This window comes from Dactylosporangium sp. NPDC000555, assembly GCF_040300025.1.
In the GTDB taxonomy this organism is placed as follows: domain Bacteria; phylum Actinomycetota; class Actinomycetes; order Mycobacteriales; family Micromonosporaceae; genus Dactylosporangium.
The window spans coordinates 1-17,346 of the sequence record NZ_JBEPDB010000044.1; the positions used below are offsets into that span (position 1 = coordinate 1).

General features: G+C 72.0%; 13 protein-coding genes. 6 read left to right on the plus strand and 7 right to left on the minus strand.

What is annotated here, in order from left to right; translation table 11 throughout:
* Positions 1 to 375: 375 nt before the first annotated feature.
* From ABT297_RS24485 to ABT297_RS24495, 3 genes are all read left to right on the plus strand, one after another.
* Positions 376 to 924: a hypothetical protein gene (locus ABT297_RS24485; protein ID WP_350553584.1), complete on the plus strand. Its 549-nt coding sequence runs from the start codon at positions 376 to 378 to the stop codon at positions 922 to 924.
* 33 nt (positions 925 to 957) lie between these two features.
* Positions 958 to 1,392, plus strand: a complete 435-nt coding sequence (locus tag ABT297_RS24490) for a T3SS (YopN, CesT) and YbjN peptide-binding chaperone 1 (protein WP_350553586.1) — start codon at positions 958 to 960, stop codon at positions 1,390 to 1,392.
* 220 nt (positions 1,393 to 1,612) lie between these two features.
* Entirely contained in the window at positions 1,613 to 4,057 is a 2,445-nt protein-coding gene (locus ABT297_RS24495) for a DUF7933 domain-containing protein (protein WP_502885639.1), read from the plus strand.
* Between the two features lie 238 nt (positions 4,058 to 4,295).
* On the opposite strand, the gene ABT297_RS24500 is transcribed toward ABT297_RS24495, so the two are convergent.
* Positions 4,296 to 5,588 (minus strand): MFS transporter, encoded by a 1,293-nt coding sequence (locus ABT297_RS24500; RefSeq protein WP_350553590.1) that lies wholly within the window; start codon positions 5,586 to 5,588, stop codon positions 4,296 to 4,298.
* Positions 5,589 to 5,650: 62 nt separating this feature from the next.
* Between ABT297_RS24500 and ABT297_RS24505 the strand changes: the two genes are divergently transcribed.
* The gene (locus tag ABT297_RS24505; protein ID WP_350553592.1) at positions 5,651 to 6,655 is read left to right on the plus strand and encodes a GlxA family transcriptional regulator; all 1,005 of its coding nucleotides are present in this window, start codon (positions 5,651 to 5,653) and stop codon (positions 6,653 to 6,655) included.
* 71 nt (positions 6,656 to 6,726) lie between these two features.
* Here ABT297_RS24505 and ABT297_RS24510 read toward each other — a convergent pair whose 3' ends face one another.
* The 4 genes from ABT297_RS24510 to ABT297_RS24525 form a co-directional block, all read right to left on the minus strand.
* Positions 6,727 to 8,763, minus strand: a complete 2,037-nt coding sequence (locus tag ABT297_RS24510; protein ID WP_350553594.1) for a glycosyl hydrolase family 28-related protein — start codon at positions 8,761 to 8,763, stop codon at positions 6,727 to 6,729.
* A gap of 264 nt (positions 8,764 to 9,027) precedes the next feature.
* The gene (locus ABT297_RS24515) at positions 9,028 to 10,296 is read right to left on the minus strand and encodes an adenosylmethionine--8-amino-7-oxononanoate transaminase (RefSeq protein WP_350553715.1); all 1,269 of its coding nucleotides are present in this window, start codon (positions 10,294 to 10,296) and stop codon (positions 9,028 to 9,030) included.
* Between the two features lie 71 nt (positions 10,297 to 10,367).
* Positions 10,368 to 10,781: a VOC family protein gene (locus tag ABT297_RS24520; protein ID WP_350553596.1), complete on the minus strand. Its 414-nt coding sequence runs from the start codon at positions 10,779 to 10,781 to the stop codon at positions 10,368 to 10,370.
* Between the two features lie 76 nt (positions 10,782 to 10,857).
* Complete coding sequence (locus ABT297_RS24525; protein ID WP_350553598.1) at positions 10,858 to 11,829, minus strand: DUF5937 family protein; 972 nt, start codon at positions 11,827 to 11,829, stop codon at positions 10,858 to 10,860.
* A gap of 66 nt (positions 11,830 to 11,895) precedes the next feature.
* Between ABT297_RS24525 and ABT297_RS24530 the strand changes: the two genes are divergently transcribed.
* Positions 11,896 to 13,149, plus strand: coding sequence for an MFS transporter (locus ABT297_RS24530; RefSeq protein ID WP_350553600.1), 1,254 nt, complete (start codon positions 11,896 to 11,898; stop codon positions 13,147 to 13,149).
* 52 nt (positions 13,150 to 13,201) lie between these two features.
* Complete coding sequence (locus ABT297_RS24535) at positions 13,202 to 13,615, plus strand: GNAT family N-acetyltransferase (protein ID WP_350553602.1); 414 nt, start codon at positions 13,202 to 13,204, stop codon at positions 13,613 to 13,615.
* Between the two features lie 124 nt (positions 13,616 to 13,739).
* On the opposite strand, the gene ABT297_RS24540 is transcribed toward ABT297_RS24535, so the two are convergent.
* Together ABT297_RS24540 and ABT297_RS24545 are read right to left on the minus strand one after the other, a co-directional pair.
* A complete protein-coding gene (locus ABT297_RS24540; RefSeq protein WP_350553604.1) occupies positions 13,740 to 16,118 on the minus strand; it encodes a hypothetical protein in 2,379 nt (792 codons plus the stop codon).
* Between the two features lie 70 nt (positions 16,119 to 16,188).
* Positions 16,189 to 17,346 carry a glutathione-independent formaldehyde dehydrogenase gene (locus ABT297_RS24545; protein ID WP_350553606.1) on the minus strand — a complete coding sequence of 386 codons (1,158 nt, stop codon included), beginning with the start codon at positions 17,344 to 17,346 and terminating at the stop codon, positions 16,189 to 16,191.

Sequence of the window (17,346 nt, forward strand, 5' to 3'; positions counted from 1 at the left end):
CGGCCGGTCAGGCGCGGCCGGTCAGGCGCGGCCGGTCAGGCGCGGCCGGTCAGGCGCGGCCGGTCAGGCGCGGCCGGTCAGGCGCGGCCGGATAAGCGGCCGCGAGGCCCGGCGAGACCCCGCGGCCGCGGCTCCGCGATGACGCCGCCGAGCGGAACGCGCCTGTGCACGTTCCGCTCGGCGACCACCGTCCGCATCGCCCCGTTTCCCCCGTCCTCGACGCGGACGCTGCCACCAGCCAATCGGTTGCATGCCAGGCATGCGACCGCCCCCCGGTCCCCCAACGCCCTGTGGCTGGTGGGTCCAGATCAGCGTATCTAGACGTCTAGGTCAGCGCAATTGTTGATTTGCGGAAATGTGGTTTAGCCTTGCCGCGTGCGGGGCCGTCTCTTCCCAGTGGCCGATGATTGGTACGAATGGCGCCAGGACGAGCCGTCGCTGGCCGGGACCGTGCTGGTGCGGGTCGGCGTCGGGGTGGGCGGCCGGCTGGTGCTGACCGGCCTGCGCATCGAGGGCACGCCGAGCGCCGATCTGTTGCGGGCCATCCCGGTCGGGCGCATCGAGGCCGCCGCCAACGCGCAGCTGGCCGCCGTGGAGGCCGGCCGCGACACGACTCCTGCCGTCAACACCCGGGCGAGGCCCGTCGCGCCGCCGGTCGCCGAGGACGTCGGGTGGGAGATGGTCGAGCCTTCGCTGGCTGTCACGCGCTCCGCGCCGCCCGAGACCTCGCGGCTGCGTGGGCGGCCCGACGTGTTCTATCGACAGGTCGCCGACGTGTATCTCACGTTCGCGCAGGCCTCGCCGCGGCCCGCCTGCGACCTCGCCGATCAGCACGGGGTGCCGGTGAGCACGGCGCACCGGTGGGTGAAGGAGGCCCGGCGACGCGGGTTCCTGCCGCCCGGGCGGCCCGGCAAGAGCGGCTGAGGCCGGGGTGCGGGCCACTTGTATGGTGAACGCGTGTCGATAGACGACGCGTTACGGGCGAAGGTGCATCGGCTGGTCACGGAGTACCTCTGCGGCCAAGAGGTGCCCGCTGACCTGGTGGCGGAGCCGGCGGCGATCCGCAGCGGCACGGCGGTGGTCTACCTGCGGCTGATCGCGAGCGAGCCGCCGCTGGTGCGCGTCTTCTCACCGCTGCTGCGGGGGCTGAGCCGGTCGCCGGAGCTGCTGGCCGAGCTCAACGACCTCAATGGGCGACTCAACTTCATCCGGCTGTTCTGGCGCGACGACTGCGTGTTCGCCGCGGCGGAGATGCTGGCCTCGACGCTGGACCCGATCGAGCTGAGCAACGCCTGCGACTGGGTGGCCGACACCGCCGACTACTATGACGAGCCGCTGCGCGACCAGTTCGGCGGGCAACTGGCGTTCGACCCTGCCGAGACGCAGAGCTAGGACACTTACACCCACCCGTGGCGCGTTCGGGCGTGGGGATGTACATCCTGACAATTACATCGGACCCGGATTATCGGCTCGGACCATAACAATACGGATATTTGCCGTAAATTCCCCTTCGGGCTCGCTCGCGCTTCGGTTGGCGGGCGAACCCCAGAACGGGGGAACCATGAATACTCAGCACAGAAGGGCACGGTCGATTCGCTGGGCCGCGGTGGCGATGCTTGCCACGTGCGGCGCGCTGGCCGTGCCGCAGGCGGGCTTCGCGGCGGTGGCGCAACCAACCGCGGACGGCACAGGGTCCGTCCACAGCGATTCGACCGGCCGCGACGACCGAACCGATCGCACCAACCGGGCCAAGCCCGGCAGCCAGACCGAGCTCGGGAGCCACGCCAAGGCCGGGAAGAAGAGCAACGCCGGGGATCAGACCAAGGCCGACAGCAAGGCCACGAGCCAGGCCAAGGCCGGCGGTCAAGGCAGGGCCGGCGACCAGGCGAAGGCCGACAGCCGGGCCGGCAAGGGTGCTGCGGGCGACCAGGACAGCACGCTCACGGCGGTCTCCGGCCGACACGGCTCGGACAAGGCACAGGGCTCGGACAAGACACAAAGCCAGGACAAGACACGCGGCTCGAGCAAAGCACAGGGCTCGGACAAGACACGCGGGTCGGACAAGACGCAAAGCCAGGACAAGGCACGCGGCCCGAGCAAGGCACACGACTCGGACAAGACACAAAGCCAGGACAAGGCACAGGACTCGGACAAGACGCAAGGCTCCGACAAGGCGCAAGGCTCGGACCAGGCGCAGGGTGTCGCGGGGGCGCTCGGAGTCGCCCCCCAGGCATCCATCGACCAGGCTGGCGTCGTACAGCAAGCGTGCATGGAGGGCATGGCCGTCGAGGTGAGCGCGGCCTGGTCCGACGCGACCATCGAGGACCATGAGGTCACCGCGCTCGTCGTCACGCTCAGCCGGCCCGACGTGTGCGGAGCGGTCAGTGGGGTCGATCTGGAGATCGAGTTGCCGGCGCCGCTGTATCGGGCGCAGGGTTCCCACACGGCGACGTGCAGCACGACGGCGATCAGCGCGCCGGCCGGGTCCAGCGAGCTCAGCGTCACAGGCGCCGGCATGGCGGACGAGGTCGAGAGTTGCACGATCTCGTTCCCGGTGCGGGCGGACAAGTCCGGGACGTATGAGCTGACGTCGGCGCACTTCACCGGCGTGAACGGGGCGATGGTGAACCAGACGCCCCAGACGCTGACCGTGACCACGGCGCCCGCGATGGTCGGGGCCGGCATCTCGCCCTCGACGATCGTCGCGCTCGGCGTCAGCCGGCTGTCTGTGCGCCTGGCGCGCACGGATGAGAACGCCTCCGCGGTTTCCAGCGGGCTGGGCTTCCGGGTAAACCTGCCGGAGGGCGTGACCATCGGGGCGGGCGACCGGATCAACAACTGCGGCGGCACGCTGACGGCGGCCACCGAAACGGGCTTCCTCACGCTCGCCGGCGCGTCGCTCACCGGATTCCCGGCCCACTGCGAGCTGTCCGTCCCCGTCACGAGCGCGATCGCGGGCCACTACGAGGTGGACAACACGTCCGTGGTCGACACGTCGGGCGTCGTGGCCAGGATCCAGTGCGCGGAGCGGGGGCGGGCCGAGGTCAGCTGTGGGGCGACGCTCGACGTGGAGGCGAAGGGCCAGACGGTCGACTTCACGCAACCGGCGAACTCGTCGGTATCCAAGCACACCGTGCCGCTCGTCGCGACGGCATCGTCGGGACTCCCGGTGACGTTCACCAGCTCGACGCCGTTGGTGTGCACCGTCTCGGGAGCCACCGCGACGCTGGTGGACGCCGGGACGTGCACGATCGCGGCGGATCAGGCGGGGGACCCGACGTACAGCGCGGCCACGCAGGTGACGCGCTCGTTTACGGTGAGCGGGGCGACCCCGCCGCCGACGTCGGTGGTGGCTACCGGCGGGCCGTCCTCGATCAGCGTGACCTGGCAGGCGCCCGGCGACCTGAGCGGCGTGACCGGGTACACCGCGATCGCGAACCCGGGGCCGGCGACCTGCTCGACGACCTCGGCCACGGCGACCACGTGCGTGATGGGCGGCACGGCTGGCGTGACGTACACGGTCACCGTCGTCACCAACAACCAGAGCGGTGACTCGGTGGCCTCGGGGCCCTCGAACGCTGCCACGCCGACGGCGCCGGCGATCCCGTCCACGCCACCGGACACCAACCTGACGCTGACGACCGACCAGGGGCTCATCACCACGGCCGAGCCGGGCCAGAACATCGTGGTGATCGGGACCGGCTTCATGCCGCACTCGACGGCGACCATCGTCATCTACTCGACGCCGATCGAGCTGGGCACGGTCGTCACGGATGGGCAGGGCAACTTCAGCAAGCCGGTGCGCGTGCCGCCGGACCTCGCCGCAGGCGGGCACGTGCTGGTGGCGACCGGGATCGGGCCGAACGGGCAGCCGCACAGCCTGAAGATGGCGATCACGGTGCAGGCTCAGGGCGGCGGCGGTAGTGGCGGCGGTGGCGGCGGCGGTGACCTCGCGGTGACCGGCGCGCCGATCGCGGCGCTGCTGCAGCTGGGCATGGCCGCGGTGTTCGGCGGCGGCACGCTGCTGCTGACCGGCCGCAAGCGCCGCCGCACCTAACCACCAAAGCGGCACGCTACTGCCCGACCGGCCGCAAGCACCGCCGCACCCGACCACCAAAGCGGCACGCTACTGCCGACCGGCCGCAAGCACCGCCGCACCCGACCACCAAAACCGATATATCCGAAATCTTCGAGAAAGAAGCACATCGTGACGGCCGGGCTCCGAAGGGCCCGGCCGTTCAGCAAGCAGGTCCTGCGAACCTCCCCGGCCAGTCGGTGCAGGCCAGCGAGAGGCGTCAGGCGGCGACGGCCGCTACCTGAGACTGCGGCGTTGTGGCCGGGGCCCCGCGCCACCTCTTGAACAGCATCAGCGACAGCGCGGCCGCCGCGATGGACAGCCCGCCCGCGATGTACCAGGCCAGGTCGTAGTTGCCGAGCCGGTCCCGCAGGATGCCGGTCGAGGTCGCCGCGATCGCCGCGCCGAACTGGTGCGACGCGAACACCCAGCCGAAGACGACGGGGCCGCTGACGCCGAAGTACTCGCGGCACAGTGCCACCGTCGGCGGGACCGTCGCCACCCAGTCCAGGCCGTAGAACAGGATGAAGACGAGCATGCTCGGGCGGACGGTGGCGGCGAACAGGACCGGCAGGATGAGCAGCGAGAGGCCACGGAGCGCGTAGTACCAGCCCAGCAGCACGCGGCTGTCCATTCGATCGGTCAGCCAGCCCGAGGCGATGGTCCCGACGATGTCGAAGAGGCCGATGAGGGCGAGCAGCGAAGCGGCGGTGGGCTCGGCCATGCCGTGGTCGTGCGCGGCCGGAATGAAGTGGGTCCCGATGAGGCCGTTGGTGGTCGCGCCGCAGATCGCGAAGCCGCCCGCCAGCAGCCAGAACGCCGGGGTGCGAGCGGCGGCGCGCAGGGCGCCGAGCGCGCGGCGGGCCGCGCCGGTGGTGGCCGCGGGAGGCGGGGTGACATCACCGTCCGCGCCGTAGGCGGTGACGCCGAGCTCGGACGGGTGGTCGCGCAGGCGCCAGAGCACCAGCGGTACCACCGCGAGGGCCGCACCCGCGACGGTCAATGCGGCCGAGCGCCAGCCGTGCTCCTCGGCGAGCAGCGCGAGAAGGGGCAGGAAGACGAGCTGGCCGGCCGCGCCGCCGGCGGTGAGCACGCCGGTGACCAGGCCGCGGCGCTTGACGAACCAGCGACTGGTGAGCGTGGCCACGAACGCGAGCGCCATCGAGCCGGTGCCGAGGCCGACGAGCACACCCCAGAGCGCGATGAGCTCCCAGCTGTGCCGCATGAACACGGTCAGGCCGCTGCCGGCGGAGACGAGCAGCAGCGCGTAGGCCACGACCCGCCGAATGCCGAAGCGCTCCATCAGGGCGGCCGCGAAGGGCGCGGTCAGGCCGAAGAGCAGCAGGTTGATCGACACGGCCAGCGAAATGGTCCCCAGCGACCAGCCGAACTCGTCGTGCAGCGGGTGGATCAGCACGCCCGGCGTCGCGCGGAAGCCCGCGGCGCCGACCAGGGCGACAAACGCTACGCCGGAGACCAGCCAGGCCGGGTGGAGTCGTTTCACATAAAACATTGCAGCGAATTCGGTACCCCGGGACGAGTGGCCCGACAGCCATAGTGCGCAAGAATCGAGCCATGACCGAGCAGCACCTCGTGGCCGTCGTGGCGCTCGACGGGGTCGTCCCGTTCGACCTCGGCACCCCGACACAGATCCTCGGCACCGCTCGCGACGAGCACGGCCACCGGAAGTACCGCGTCCAGATCTGCAGCCCCGGAGGCCGGCCCGTGGCCACGGAGTCCGGCTACCGGGTGGCGCCCGAACACGGGCTCGAGCTCATCGAGCGCGCCGACACCGTGATCGTGGCCGGCATCTCCTTCGGCGGCCCGGTGCAGGACGGCACCGTCGACCCGCTGGTGGCCGAGGCGCTGCGTGACGCGCACGCGCGCGGCGCCCGGGTGATGTCGATCTGCACCGGCGCGTTCGTGCTCGCCGCCGCGGGCCTGCTCGACGAGCGCCCGGCGACCACGCACTGGTGGTGGGCGGAGCGGTTCCAGGAGCTGTTTCCACAGGTCAAGCTCGACCGCGACGTGCTGTTCGTCGACGACGGCGACCTACTCACCAGCGCGGGCGTCGGGGCGGGCATCGACCTGTGCCTGCACGTCGTGCGCACGGACTTCGGCAGCGAGGTCGCCAACCGTGCGGCGCGGCGCAGCGTGGTCCCGCCGTACCGGGAGGGCGGCCAGGCGCAGTACATCGAGCGCCCCCTCCCCCGCCCGGCCGACGCGACCCTGTCCGCGACGCGCGCCTGGGCCATGCAACGACTGGACGCGCCGCTGTCGCTGCAGGAGATGGCCGGACACGCGAGCATGAGCGTGCGCACGTTCACCCGGCGCTTCCGCGAGGAGACCGGGGTGAGCCCGGCGCGCTGGCTGCTCCAGCAGCGGGTCGACCACGCCCGCGCCCTGCTGGAGAGCACCGACCTGCCGGTCGAGGTCGTCGCCCGCCGCTCGGGCCTGGGCACGGCCGCGGGGTTGCGCCAGCACCTGCAGAACACGATCGGGGTCGCTCCGAGTGCGTACCGCCGCACGTTCCGGGTTGTGCCGGAGGGCACCGACGGGCAGGCGGGGACGGGCGTCTGACTGGGTAAACGCAAAGGCGCCCCCGCCGGCTCGTGCCGGCGGGGGCGCTCCCCTATCCCCTTAGTAGAAGGTCACCAGGGCTGCGGAGCCGGGGGAGCCACGACCGGCGGGCGGTCGTCGCAGGTGATGGTGTTCGGCAGCTCCCACGGCGCCAGCCACGGGCCCGTGGTGCCGCCGCCGTCGTTGCCGCCCAGGTCGACCAGGGAGAACTCCGAGCCGGCCGGGGTGAAGTTGAACGAGCCGCAGTTGTTCACGCCCACCGCGCCCACGTTGCGGGCGTCGACGTTCTCGAAGGTCGCGGAGCCCGCGGCCCGGGCGCTGAGGACCGATGTGCCGGTGCCGTCGACCCTGATGTCCTTGAAGTGGACGTTCGTGATCTTGTACTGGTCCTTCACGGGCCAGTCGGTGACCAGCATGATCGCGTTGTAGGTGTTGTCGAGGAAGTGGTCGCCCACGACCTGGATGTTGGCGTCGATGTTGCGCTCGAGGGCGAAGAGCCAGATCGCGCCCAGGCCGATGTTCCAGTTGAGCTCGTAGGTCCCGGACCGGACCGTGGTGTTGTTCGCGATGTTGATCGTGCCGGCGAAGGGCTGCGAGCCGAAGCGGGTGCCCAGGTGCAGGGCGCTACCCTCGCGGATCGGGTCGGCGATCAGGTTGCCGGAGACCGTGATGTCCTTGCCGCCGTAGATCGCGATGCCGTTGGCCAGCGTCGGGGTCTGGATGGTGTTGCGGTCGAACTTGTTGTTCGCGTTGGACGTGGTCTCCGACCACATCGCCAGCGCGTCGTCGCCCGTGTTGCGGAAGAAGCTGTTCGACACGCTCGAGTTGGTGACACCGGTGTGGAAGTTCAGGCCGTCGGCGATCTGGTCGACGACCGTGGTGTTGGTGATCTTCATGTTGTTCATCGGGCCGTCGAACCACAAGCCCACCTTCGTGTGCTGGATGTACAGCCCGTCGATGGTGGAGTCCGACATCGCCCCGCCGATGCCGTTGACCTGGTCGGTGTCGATGCGCTCGCGCACGTCGCCGATGATCGAGAACCCGGAGAGGTGGACGTTGCGGCTGCCGCCGTCCTGGGCGTACTTGCCGTAGAAGCCGACCCCGGTGTGGATCGAGTTGTCGGGCAGGGGCTGGCTGAGGGCGACCTCACGGCCCTTGATGATCGTGTACCAGGAGCCGGCGCCCTCGATCGTCACGTCGTCGACGATGATGTGCCGGTTGACCTGGTACGTGCCCGGCGGCACGTAGACCTTGAGGCGCGCCCACTTGGCGAAGGCGATTGCCATGTCGAACGCGGCGGCCGAGTCGCGCTTGCCGGTCGGGTCGGCGCCGAAGAACAGCACGTTGGACGCCAGCAGGTTGACCTTCGGGGCGCCCACGAGCTCGGAGTCGAGCAGGTCGATCACGGTCCAGGCGGCGTTGCTGCCGGCCGGGACCTGGAGCCGGACCTTGTCGCCCGCCTTGTACGACTTGCCGAGCAGCAGCCGCTGCTCGTCGTAGAAGTGGAACGGGCGGAACGGCTTGGTGATCTGCGGCGCCGGCGTGGTGAAGGCCGGCACGCAGCCGCACTCCGTGATCCACCAGTCGGGGTGCAGCAGGCCCGCGTTGGGGTCGTTGGTGAACGGGTACTGGTTGTACAGCCAGGAGTACTGCGACGTCAGCGTCATCGTCTGCTTGGACTTGCCGTTGACCGTCACGTCGAGCGGCGCGGTGATGCCCCCGCCGTTGGGCGCGTCCGGGATGCTGTACCGCACGTTGATCGCGTTCGCCGCGCTCGGCAGCGTGAACTCGACATACTGCCCGGGCGTGAGCTTGACCGCCGACCGGCCGGACGCCTCAGCGGCCAGCGTGTACGCCGTGCGGTCCGGGCCGATGACCACCCCGTTGGTCTTGGCGTTCTCCGCCTCCTGCTCGGCGAAGTTGACGCTCGCGCCCCGGCCTGCGACGAGCGCGGGGTTGAGGGCCGCCCGCGTGACGATCGGCCCCGCCGCCCCTGCCGGCGCGGCGAGGGCGACGCTGCCGCCGGCGACGATGACCCCGAGGCCTACCGCGGCCGCGGCCGCCGCCGCGGACCACCGCGGCGGTGCTCCTGTGGTGCTCCGTGACATCGATTGACTCGTTTCTCTCGGAAAGCGGTCTCTCTGACGGACGAACGCACCGGTCGCATCGAGGTGGGCGGACGTCGAGCGGGGTGATGGGGTGTGCACCTCGGACGCTCGAGGCGGGGGGCGGACGCCGTGAGTGAGGTGACAGTAGGGCCGCCGTACCCCATTACACAAGGGCCCGCGAAATATTTGCGTAACGTTGCGCCATTCTTGCACAGCAAGGCGCGCTGGATTGCAGCGCGATGTCCCAAATGGACGGTGCGGGCGTTATGCGGCAGCGGCCGCGGCGACGATGGCCGCGCAGATGCGCCCGAGGTCGTCGTCGCCGGTGACGTACGGCGGCATCGTGTACACGAGATCGCGGAACGGCCGCAGCCAGACCCCGTGCTCGATCGCGGCCGTCGTGGCCGCGGCCAGGTCGACCTCGTGGTCGACCTGCACCACGCCGATCGCGCCGAGCACGCGCACGTCGCGGACCCCGGCGACCTCGCGGGCGGGCGCGAGGCCGTCGATCAGGCCGGTCTCGATGCGCTTCACCGCGCCGGCCCAGTCGCCCGAGAGCAGCAGCTCGATCGAGGCGTTGGCCACCGCCGAGGCGAGCGGGTTGCCCATGAACGTCGGACCGTGGGCCAGCACCGGCGTCTCGCCGCGGCTGATGCCCCGCGCCACCCGGGGGACGCACAGGGTCGCGCCCATCGAGAGGTACCCCCCGGTCATCGCCTTGCCGATGCACATCACGTCGGGCGTGACGCCCGCGTGGCCGGCCGCGAACAGCGCGCCGGTGCGGCCGAAGCCGGTCGCGATCTCGTCGAAGACGAGCAGGACGTCGTGCTCGTCGGCGAGCTCGCGCAGCGCGGTGAGGTATTGAGGGCTGTGGAAGCGCATGCCGCCCGCGCCCTGCACGACCGGCTCGACGATGATCCCGGCGATCTCGTCGCGCTGCCGGCGCAGGGTCTCGTCCAGCCCGGCGACGTAGGCGGGGTCGTACTCCACCGGCGGCATGGGCACGAAGACCTGCTCGGGCAGCACGCCGCGCCACAGGCTGTGCATCCCGCCGTCGGGGTCGGTCACCGACATCGGGTGGAACGTGTCGCCGTGGTAGCCGCCGCGCCAGGTCAGCATCCGGCGCTTCCCGGGGCGGCCGAGCGACCGGTGGTACTGCAGGCACATCTTGACCGCGACCTCGACCGCCACGGACCCGGAGTCGCAGAAGAACACGTGCCGCAGCGGGTCGGGCGTGATGTCCACGAGGGTCTTGGCCAGCCGGACGGCCGGCTCGTGCGTCAGCCCGCCGAACATGACGTGGCTCATCCGGCCGAGCTGGTCGCGCACGGCGGCGTCGAGGACCGGGTGGGCGTACCCGTGGATCGCCGCCCACCACGAGGACATCCCGTCGACGAGCTCCTCGCCGCCGGCGAGGGTCAGCCGCACGCCCGACGCCGACGAGACCACCAGCGGGCGCTGGGTCGCCGGCATCGGCGCATACGGGTGCCAGACGTGCTCGCGGTCGAGCGCGACCAGCTCGTCGGGGTCCATGGACCCCATGGGCGCCAAAGCCTCCAAAGCCACGGACCGACGATATGCCGTGCCCGCGGGCGGGCCGCGGGTCAGCCCTGGGGCTGGGTGATGTTCACCATCCACTGGATGCCGAACTGGTCGACGCAGGAGCCGAACTCGTCGCCCCACATCTGCTTCTCCAGCGGGATGGAGACCTTGCCGCCGGTGGAGAGCCGCTGCCAGTAGCCGCGCAGCTCGACGCCGTCGTCACCGCTGAGGCTGATCGTGATGTTGTCGCCCGGGGTGACCGTCATGTTCGGCGGCGTGTCCGACGCCATGAGCGTGTAGCCGCCGGGCGTCACCAGCATCGCGTGCATGATCTGGTCGGCGAGGCTCGCGTCGTCCGAGCCGTACTCGCCGAACGTGTTCATGTGCAGTTCGCCACCGAAGACGTTCTGGTAGAACTCCATCGCCTGTCGGGCGTTGCCCCGGAAACTGATGTACGGGTTGAGCCTCGATGTCACAGCAAACTCCCTTGGTCGTGTGACGTGCGATACCCGCAGCCTAGGGCTCCACACGTAGCCGGCCGGGCCCAATCGCTCAGCCGGGGCTCTGGGCGGCCAGCGCGTCGCCGAGCGGGGTGCGCCGGTAGAGCACCGAGCGCCCGGCCCGGGCCGGGCGCACCAGGCCCGCCCGGCGCAGGATCGCGAGGTGGTCGCCGACGGCGCCGACGGCCAGGCCCAGCCGGGCCGCGAGCTGCGTCGTGCTCGCCGGGGCCTCCAGTGCCACGAGGAGCCGGGCCCGCGAGCGGCCGACGAGCTCGGCGAGCGCGCCGCCGCCGGTGGGCGCCTCCCACAGGGCGGCCACGCCGCGAGCCGGGTAGACGAGCGCGCGCCGCCACGGCGGGTCGGCGAACGCGCCCACGCCCGGCCAGATCAGCGCGGACGGCACCAGCAGCAGGCCCGTGCCGTCGGAGGGGACCGTGCGCGCCCCGGCGGAGCGGTCGCCCAACTCGATCGCGCCGTCGTGCCAGCGCACGTCGCGGTGCAGTCCGTTGAACGCGGCCGCCCAGCCGCCCTCGCCGAGCCGGCCGGCGCGGTGCACGACGTCGCTCTCGCAGATCGCGCGCAGCTGCGGCCAGTCGGGGGCGAGCAGCGCCAGCCACGCCGACTCGAGCGCGGCGGCCAGCCGGTCGACGACGTCGGCGGAGCGGAGCACGCGAAGTACCGAATCCGGGATCTTGGGACCCTGGGCCAGGGCCTGCGCGATCTCCCGGCGCGCCACCGGCAGCGGCGTCTCGCGCACCACGGCGAGGTCGGCCTCCCACGTCTGCTGCATGCCGGGCGGCGGCGGCCCGATGAAGTCGGCACCGTAATGGGCGGTGTGCAACGCCACGACGGCGTCGAGGTCGGTCTCGGCGCACAGCCGCTCGTACGTGGGGCGCAGCCGCGCGAACGGGCCCGGCGGCGCCAGGCCGGCGAGCTTGCGCAGCAGGGCGCCGAGCTCGAACAGCGGCGAGACGCCGAAGCGCGTGTGCAGCAGGTCGGCGGCGTCGACCTCCAGCCGGAGCATGTCCCCGACCTTACGTCCAGGGACGAAAACCTAACCCGGACGTCGTACCTCCCGGAGCCTGACGGCATGACGACGTACACGGCGGTGCTGCGTAACGGCACGTTCCGGGTCCTGCTCGGCACCCGCACGCTGAACATCATCGCGGGCACGCTGCGGCTCATCGCGCTCTCGCTGCTCGTCTACGCCACGACCGGCTCGCCGGCACTGGCCGCGCTCGCCTACGGCATCGGGTTTCTGCCGCAGCTGCTGGGCGCCGGGCTGTTCGGGGCGCTCGCCGACCGGGTCCGCCCACGGCGCCTGATCGTGCTCGGCTACCTCGCCGAGGCGGGCGCCACGGTGCTGCTCGCCGCGGTGCCGCTGCCGGTGTGGGGATGCCTGGCGCTGGTCGCCACGGTGGCGCTGCTGACCCCGATCTTCGCCGGGGCGCAGAACTCGCTGATCGCCGAGGCGCTCGCCGGCGACACGTACGTGCTGGGCCGCTCCCTGGCCAACATGGCCTCGTCGCTGGCCCAGCTCGCCGGCATGGCCGGCGCGGGGCTCGCGGTCGCCGCGCTCGGCGGCCGGCGGGCGATGCTGCTCGCCGCGCTCGGCCACGCCGTCGCGGCGGCCTGGACCCGCCTCGGCCTCGCCAACACGCCCGCGGTCTCGCGGGTCCGGGGCGGGCTGGCCGCGGCGAGCTGGCGGGGCAACCTCGAACTGCTACGCGACCGGACGATCCGCCGCCTGCTGCTCATCCAGTGGCTGCCGCCCGCGTTCATCACCGGGGCCGAAGCGCTCATGGTCCCGTACGCGGCCGGGCGCGGCTTCCCCATCGGCGTGGCCGGCTGGCTGCTGGCCGCGGTCCCGGTCGGGATGATCGCCGGCGACCTCGTGGTCGCCCGCCTGGTCCGCCCGGCGTGGCGGGAACGGCTGGTGCCGATCCTGATCGCGCTGATGGGGCTGCCGTGCCTGGCCTTCGCCGCCCCGGTGCCGTGGCTGCCGCTCGCCGCCGCACTGGTCGTGGTCGGCGCCGGGTTCGCGTACAGCCTCGGCGTGCAGGAGGCGTTCCGCGACGCGCTGCCGGCCGGCGGCCGCGGGCAGGCGTTCGGGCTGCTCACCACCGGGCTGATGACCGCGCAGGGGCTACTGCCCGCCCTGGCCGGCCTCCTGGCCGAGGCGCTGCCCGCCGGCGCGGTCATCGGCCTGCTCGGCGCCGCGACGCTGCTCAGCGCGCTCGGTGCGGCCCCAGGGCTGGTACGCCGACAGGATCGTGGCGAACACCGGCGGGCCGCTGAAGACCGCGGGCGCGATGACCGGGTCAGGCCGCTCCCGATGGGGTAGCGGCCCGAAATCGCGGCACATGGGGCGTATTCCGGTCCAATACGTTGGGCCGATGCGACTGCGCCCCGCGACCCCCGACGACGTGCCCGCCCTCCTCGCGTTCTGGAAGACCGCCGCCGAGGACACCAACCGCGTCGGCGACGACGCGGCCGCGGTGACCGCGCTCATCGCCCGCGACCCGGAGGCGCTCCTGCTCGCCGTCGAAGGCGACGAGATCGTCGGCTCGCTCATCGCCGGCTTCGACGGCTGGCGCTGCCACCTGTACCGCTTCGCGGTGCATCCGGACCGGCGCCGCCGCGGCATCGGCAAGGTCCTGCTGGAGGCGGCCGAACAGCGGTTCCACGACTTCGGCGGGCGGCGCGCCGACGCCATGGTCCTCGACGACAACACGCTGGCCCACCACGCCTGGACGGCCGGCGGCTACGCGGCCCAGCCGCAGTGGCGGCGCTGGGTGAAGGATCTCTGACCGCGAATCGGCCGGCGCGCCACCACATCGCGGACGAGGGCGGCCCGCTGGTGTAGTTGTTGGGTGTGCCGGCCTACCGGGAGCTGAACGCCGCCACACTGCGGCAGGCCGGATAGCCCGACCATCATCGGATCCGGTAGACCGCGCAGTGGCCCGAGCGGAACATCAGCGTCGCGTACCGCGGCAGTTCGGGCGATGGCGGCATGATGTCGTCCTCGGTGAAGAGCCAGGTGACGTTGTACCGGTCGCGCAGCACGCCGATCGTCCGCGGCGACGGGTCGCTGAAGGCGGCGTCATTGTCGGCGAGCAGCCGGGGGTGCCAGTAGCGGGTGTGCTCCTGCGCCGCGCCCTGAATGGCTTGCTGGTTGTGCGCCTCGGCGGTGTAGGCCCAGGATTCGACCAGGACCCTGCGCTCGCTGTACGCGGCGATGCCGAAGTGCCGGCGATCGCACGCCGACTTGCCGCGACGCCCCTCGTAGGCGCAGTGCATGTTGGTCGCGACGAGGTCGTTTGGGGACGAATGATCGCGCAGCCAGCGGCCGGCCTCGACCGTGCCCTCGGTGACGACGGGCCACAGGTCGGCGCGCTCGTGCCAGCCCTTGTCCCGGCCGTCGGCGTAGGCGTAGCCGACCTGGCGCAGGGCGGTCGGGGCGGTACAGCCGAGCAGGAACACGACGACCAGTGCGGCCGCGAACGCCGTGCGCGCCCGCCGGGCGAGCAGCGCGGCGACGAGCCCGGCGGCGGCGAGGGCGGCCAAGGGCCAGACGAGCGCGAGGGTGACGGCCACGGCGCGGCGCTCGGGCCCGATGACCGGCACGCCCGGCCCGTCGACCAGGCGCACGATCAGGACGAAGAACGCCCCCGCCACGAAGACCCCGCCGAGCGCCGGCCAAGTCTGGACGCGCCGGCGTCCGGACCTGCCCGGTCCAACGGTTCGGTCGCCGGCAGCGGGCAGCAGGGACAGCAGGCCCCACGTTGCCAGGGCCGCCACGTATGGGCGGGCACCCTGCAGGAAGAAGCCCTCCGCCTGGCCGCCCGAGTGGCCGAACAGCAACAGCACCGCGCACCCCGCGGCACCCAGGCCCAGCAGCAGCACCGCGTCGGGCTCGAGCAGCCGGCGGCGCAGGCCCGCGGCGCCGCACCACATGACCGTCCAGCCCAACAGCGTCAGGCCGAGGAGAACGATCAGGCGGTACAGCCGCGGATCCTGGGTGTAGAGCGTGCTGACCCCGGCCGGGTTGCGGCGCAGCACGTCCAGTGGGGCGAGGCCCAGGCCCTGGCTCTCCCCGCCGAAGAGCACCACCTGCGCGAACAGCATCCAGCCGAGCACGATGCCCAGCGCGGCCGCGGCGGGGCGGTGCAGACGGCAGCGGCGTGCGGCGTGGACCGCCAGCGCCAGGAGCAGGGCGCAGAGCAGCGTGGGCAGGAAGCTCGCCTTCGCGCCCATGACGGCGGCGGGCAGCAGGGCCAGCGCCGTCCACCGGCGGCGGTCGGCGTGGCCGTCGCGCAGGAGATCCAGCAGGACGAGCATCAGCGGTACGAACAGGAGCGCCCCGAACGTCTGGGTGGGGCTGCTCCACAGGGTGAGCCGCACGTTGGAGCCGTCGTCGATCGCGTTGAACCCGTAGTCGCGGTAGAAGAGGTCCTGCACCCAGCCGTACGGGTCCGGGGCGAGGACGAAGAAGGAGGCGAGCGCGGTGAGCGCCCCCGCGCGCCAGGAGCCGCCCACCCGCCGGCCCACGGCGGCGACCGCTACCACCAGCGCGAAGATCACCGGGAGCATCGACAGGCGGGTCACGAGGACGTACGGCTCGATGCCGGTCGCCCAGCTCGCCGCGGCCATGTCCGCGTAGGCGAACCAGTGGTAGTGGATCGGCTCACTGATCACCCACGGCGTGACGAGGCCCATGTGGTGCTTCAGCTCGCCGACGAGCGCCAGGTGGAACGGCACATCGATGTCGGGCCGGCCGTAGCTGGGCCAGGCGAAGCCGTGGTGGCGGTAGTAGAGCGTGCTCCAGAAGAGCAGCACCAGGGCGATCCCGGCGAGCGTCCACGAGTGCGCGGCCGGGGCACGGCCCGCCGGGCCGGTGCCGCGCCAGTACCGCCGCAGCCCCCTGAACCCCGCGAACGAGGCGACGATCGCGGCCGGCACCGCGAGCGCGGCGAGCGGCACGCCGAGCGCCCGGGCAGGGACGTAGGCGAGCACCTCGACCCCGTAGCCGACCGCGGTGCCGACGGCCAGGTCCTCGCCGAGCCCGCGCGAGCCGCGGTGGATCAGCCGCCACAGCAGCAGGCCCGGCAGTGTGACGGCGAGCCCGACGTACGCGGCGAAGACGGCGAAGGTGACGAGCGAGACGCCGTAGCGGTGGAGCACGGCGGCGGTGGCGGCGAACACCAGGCCGGCCGGCCACCAGCCGGACCGCCACGGGATCCGGCGTACCCGTCCGGCCCGCTCGGGGCGCACGTCCGATCCGTCCCGTTCCGCCGGGCGTGTCAGGGCCATGACCCGCTTTCCTACCGGCCCGGGCGCGCCGCCGCCCGCGGAACGCAGGCCGTTCACCCGACCGCGCCGCTCACACGTTGTCGGGGTGCAGCACCACCTTCGTCCAGCCGGCGCTGCGCTTGTCGAAGTGGTCGTAGCCGGCGGGCGCGCGGTCGAGCGTCAGGTCGTGCGACACCACGAAAGACGGCTTGGCCCGGTTCTCCTCGATGAGCCGCAGCAGGGCCCGGTTGTAGTTCTTGACGTTGCACTGGCCGGTGCCCATCGACTGGCCGCGGGTCCAGAACTCGCCATAGTCGAAGCCCAGCTCGCCCCTCTCCCGATAGTTCGGGTCGGGGCTGCCGGGGTCCTTGCGGACGAAGTCGCCGACGACGCCGATCGAGCCCGCGAAGCGGACCGACCCCACGAGCGAGTTGAGCGTCAGGTTCGGCTGCTCGTGCTCCTGCGGGTCGTGCGCCTGGTAGCCGACGCACTCGCAGCCGCGGTCCGCGCCGAGGCCGCCGGTCTCCGCCATGACCCGGTCGATCGCGGACTCCCGGGACTCGTCGATGGTGATCGCGCCGATGCTCTCTGCCAGCTCGAGCCGGTCCTGGTGGTGGTCGACGACCATGACCTTGCTCGCGTTCTTGATGCCGGCCGACAGCGCCGCCATCTGGCCGACCGGCCCGGCGCCGTAGATGACGACGGTGTCACCAGGCTGGACGCAGGCGAGCTGGGTGGCGTGCCAGCCCGTCGGGAAGATGTCGGCCAGCATCACGTACTCGCGCTGCCAGTCGCGCTCTCGCGCGTTCTCCGGCAGCACCAGGCAGTTGAAGTCGCCGTACGGCACGCGCAGCAGTTCGGCCTGCCCACCGTTGTAGGGGCCCATGTCGGCGAAGCCGTACGCCGCGCCGGCCATCCGCGGGTCCGGGTTGGTGGTCAGACAGAACGCGGTGAGGCCGCGCTCGCAGTTGGCGCAGAAGCCGCACGAGATGTTGAACGGCAGGCAGACCATGTCGCCGACGCGCACCCGGTCGACGGCCGCGCCGACCTCGATGACCTCACCGACGTTCTCGTGGCCGAGCACCCGCCCGGTCTCCATGTCGGTTCGCCCCTCGTACATGTGCAGGTCGGAGCCGCAGATGTTGGTGGTCGTGACCCTCACGAGGACGTCGGTCGGGCGCTCAATGCGGGCGTCGGGCACGTCCTTGACCGCGACGCTGCGCGGGCCCTCGTAGACAACAGCTCGCAT

Bases quoted from the DNA above. Each gene is read 5' to 3' on its own strand.
- ABT297_RS24495 (WP_502885639.1), top strand. From the start codon at position 1,613: ATGCTTGCCACGTGCGGCGCGCTGGCCGTGCCGCAGGCGGGCTTCGCG.
- ABT297_RS24500 (WP_350553590.1), bottom strand. From the start codon at position 5,588: ATGTTTTATGTGAAACGACTCCACCCGGCCTGGCTGGTCTCCGGCGTA.
- ABT297_RS24505 (WP_350553592.1), top strand. From the start codon at position 5,651: ATGACCGAGCAGCACCTCGTGGCCGTCGTGGCGCTCGACGGGGTCGTC.
- ABT297_RS24510 (WP_350553594.1), bottom strand. From the start codon at position 8,763: ATGTCACGGAGCACCACAGGAGCACCGCCGCGGTGGTCCGCGGCGGCG.
- ABT297_RS24515 (WP_350553715.1), bottom strand. From the start codon at position 10,296: ATGGACCCCGACGAGCTGGTCGCGCTCGACCGCGAGCACGTCTGGCAC.
- ABT297_RS24525 (WP_350553598.1), bottom strand. From the start codon at position 11,829: ATGCTCCGGCTGGAGGTCGACGCCGCCGACCTGCTGCACACGCGCTTC.
- ABT297_RS24530 (WP_350553600.1), top strand. From the start codon at position 11,896: ATGACGACGTACACGGCGGTGCTGCGTAACGGCACGTTCCGGGTCCTG.
- ABT297_RS24535 (WP_350553602.1), top strand. From the start codon at position 13,202: ATGCGACTGCGCCCCGCGACCCCCGACGACGTGCCCGCCCTCCTCGCG.
- ABT297_RS24540 (WP_350553604.1), bottom strand. From the start codon at position 16,118: ATGGCCCTGACACGCCCGGCGGAACGGGACGGATCGGACGTGCGCCCC.
- ABT297_RS24545 (WP_350553606.1), bottom strand. From the start codon at position 17,346: ATGCGAGCTGTTGTCTACGAGGGCCCGCGCAGCGTCGCGGTCAAGGAC.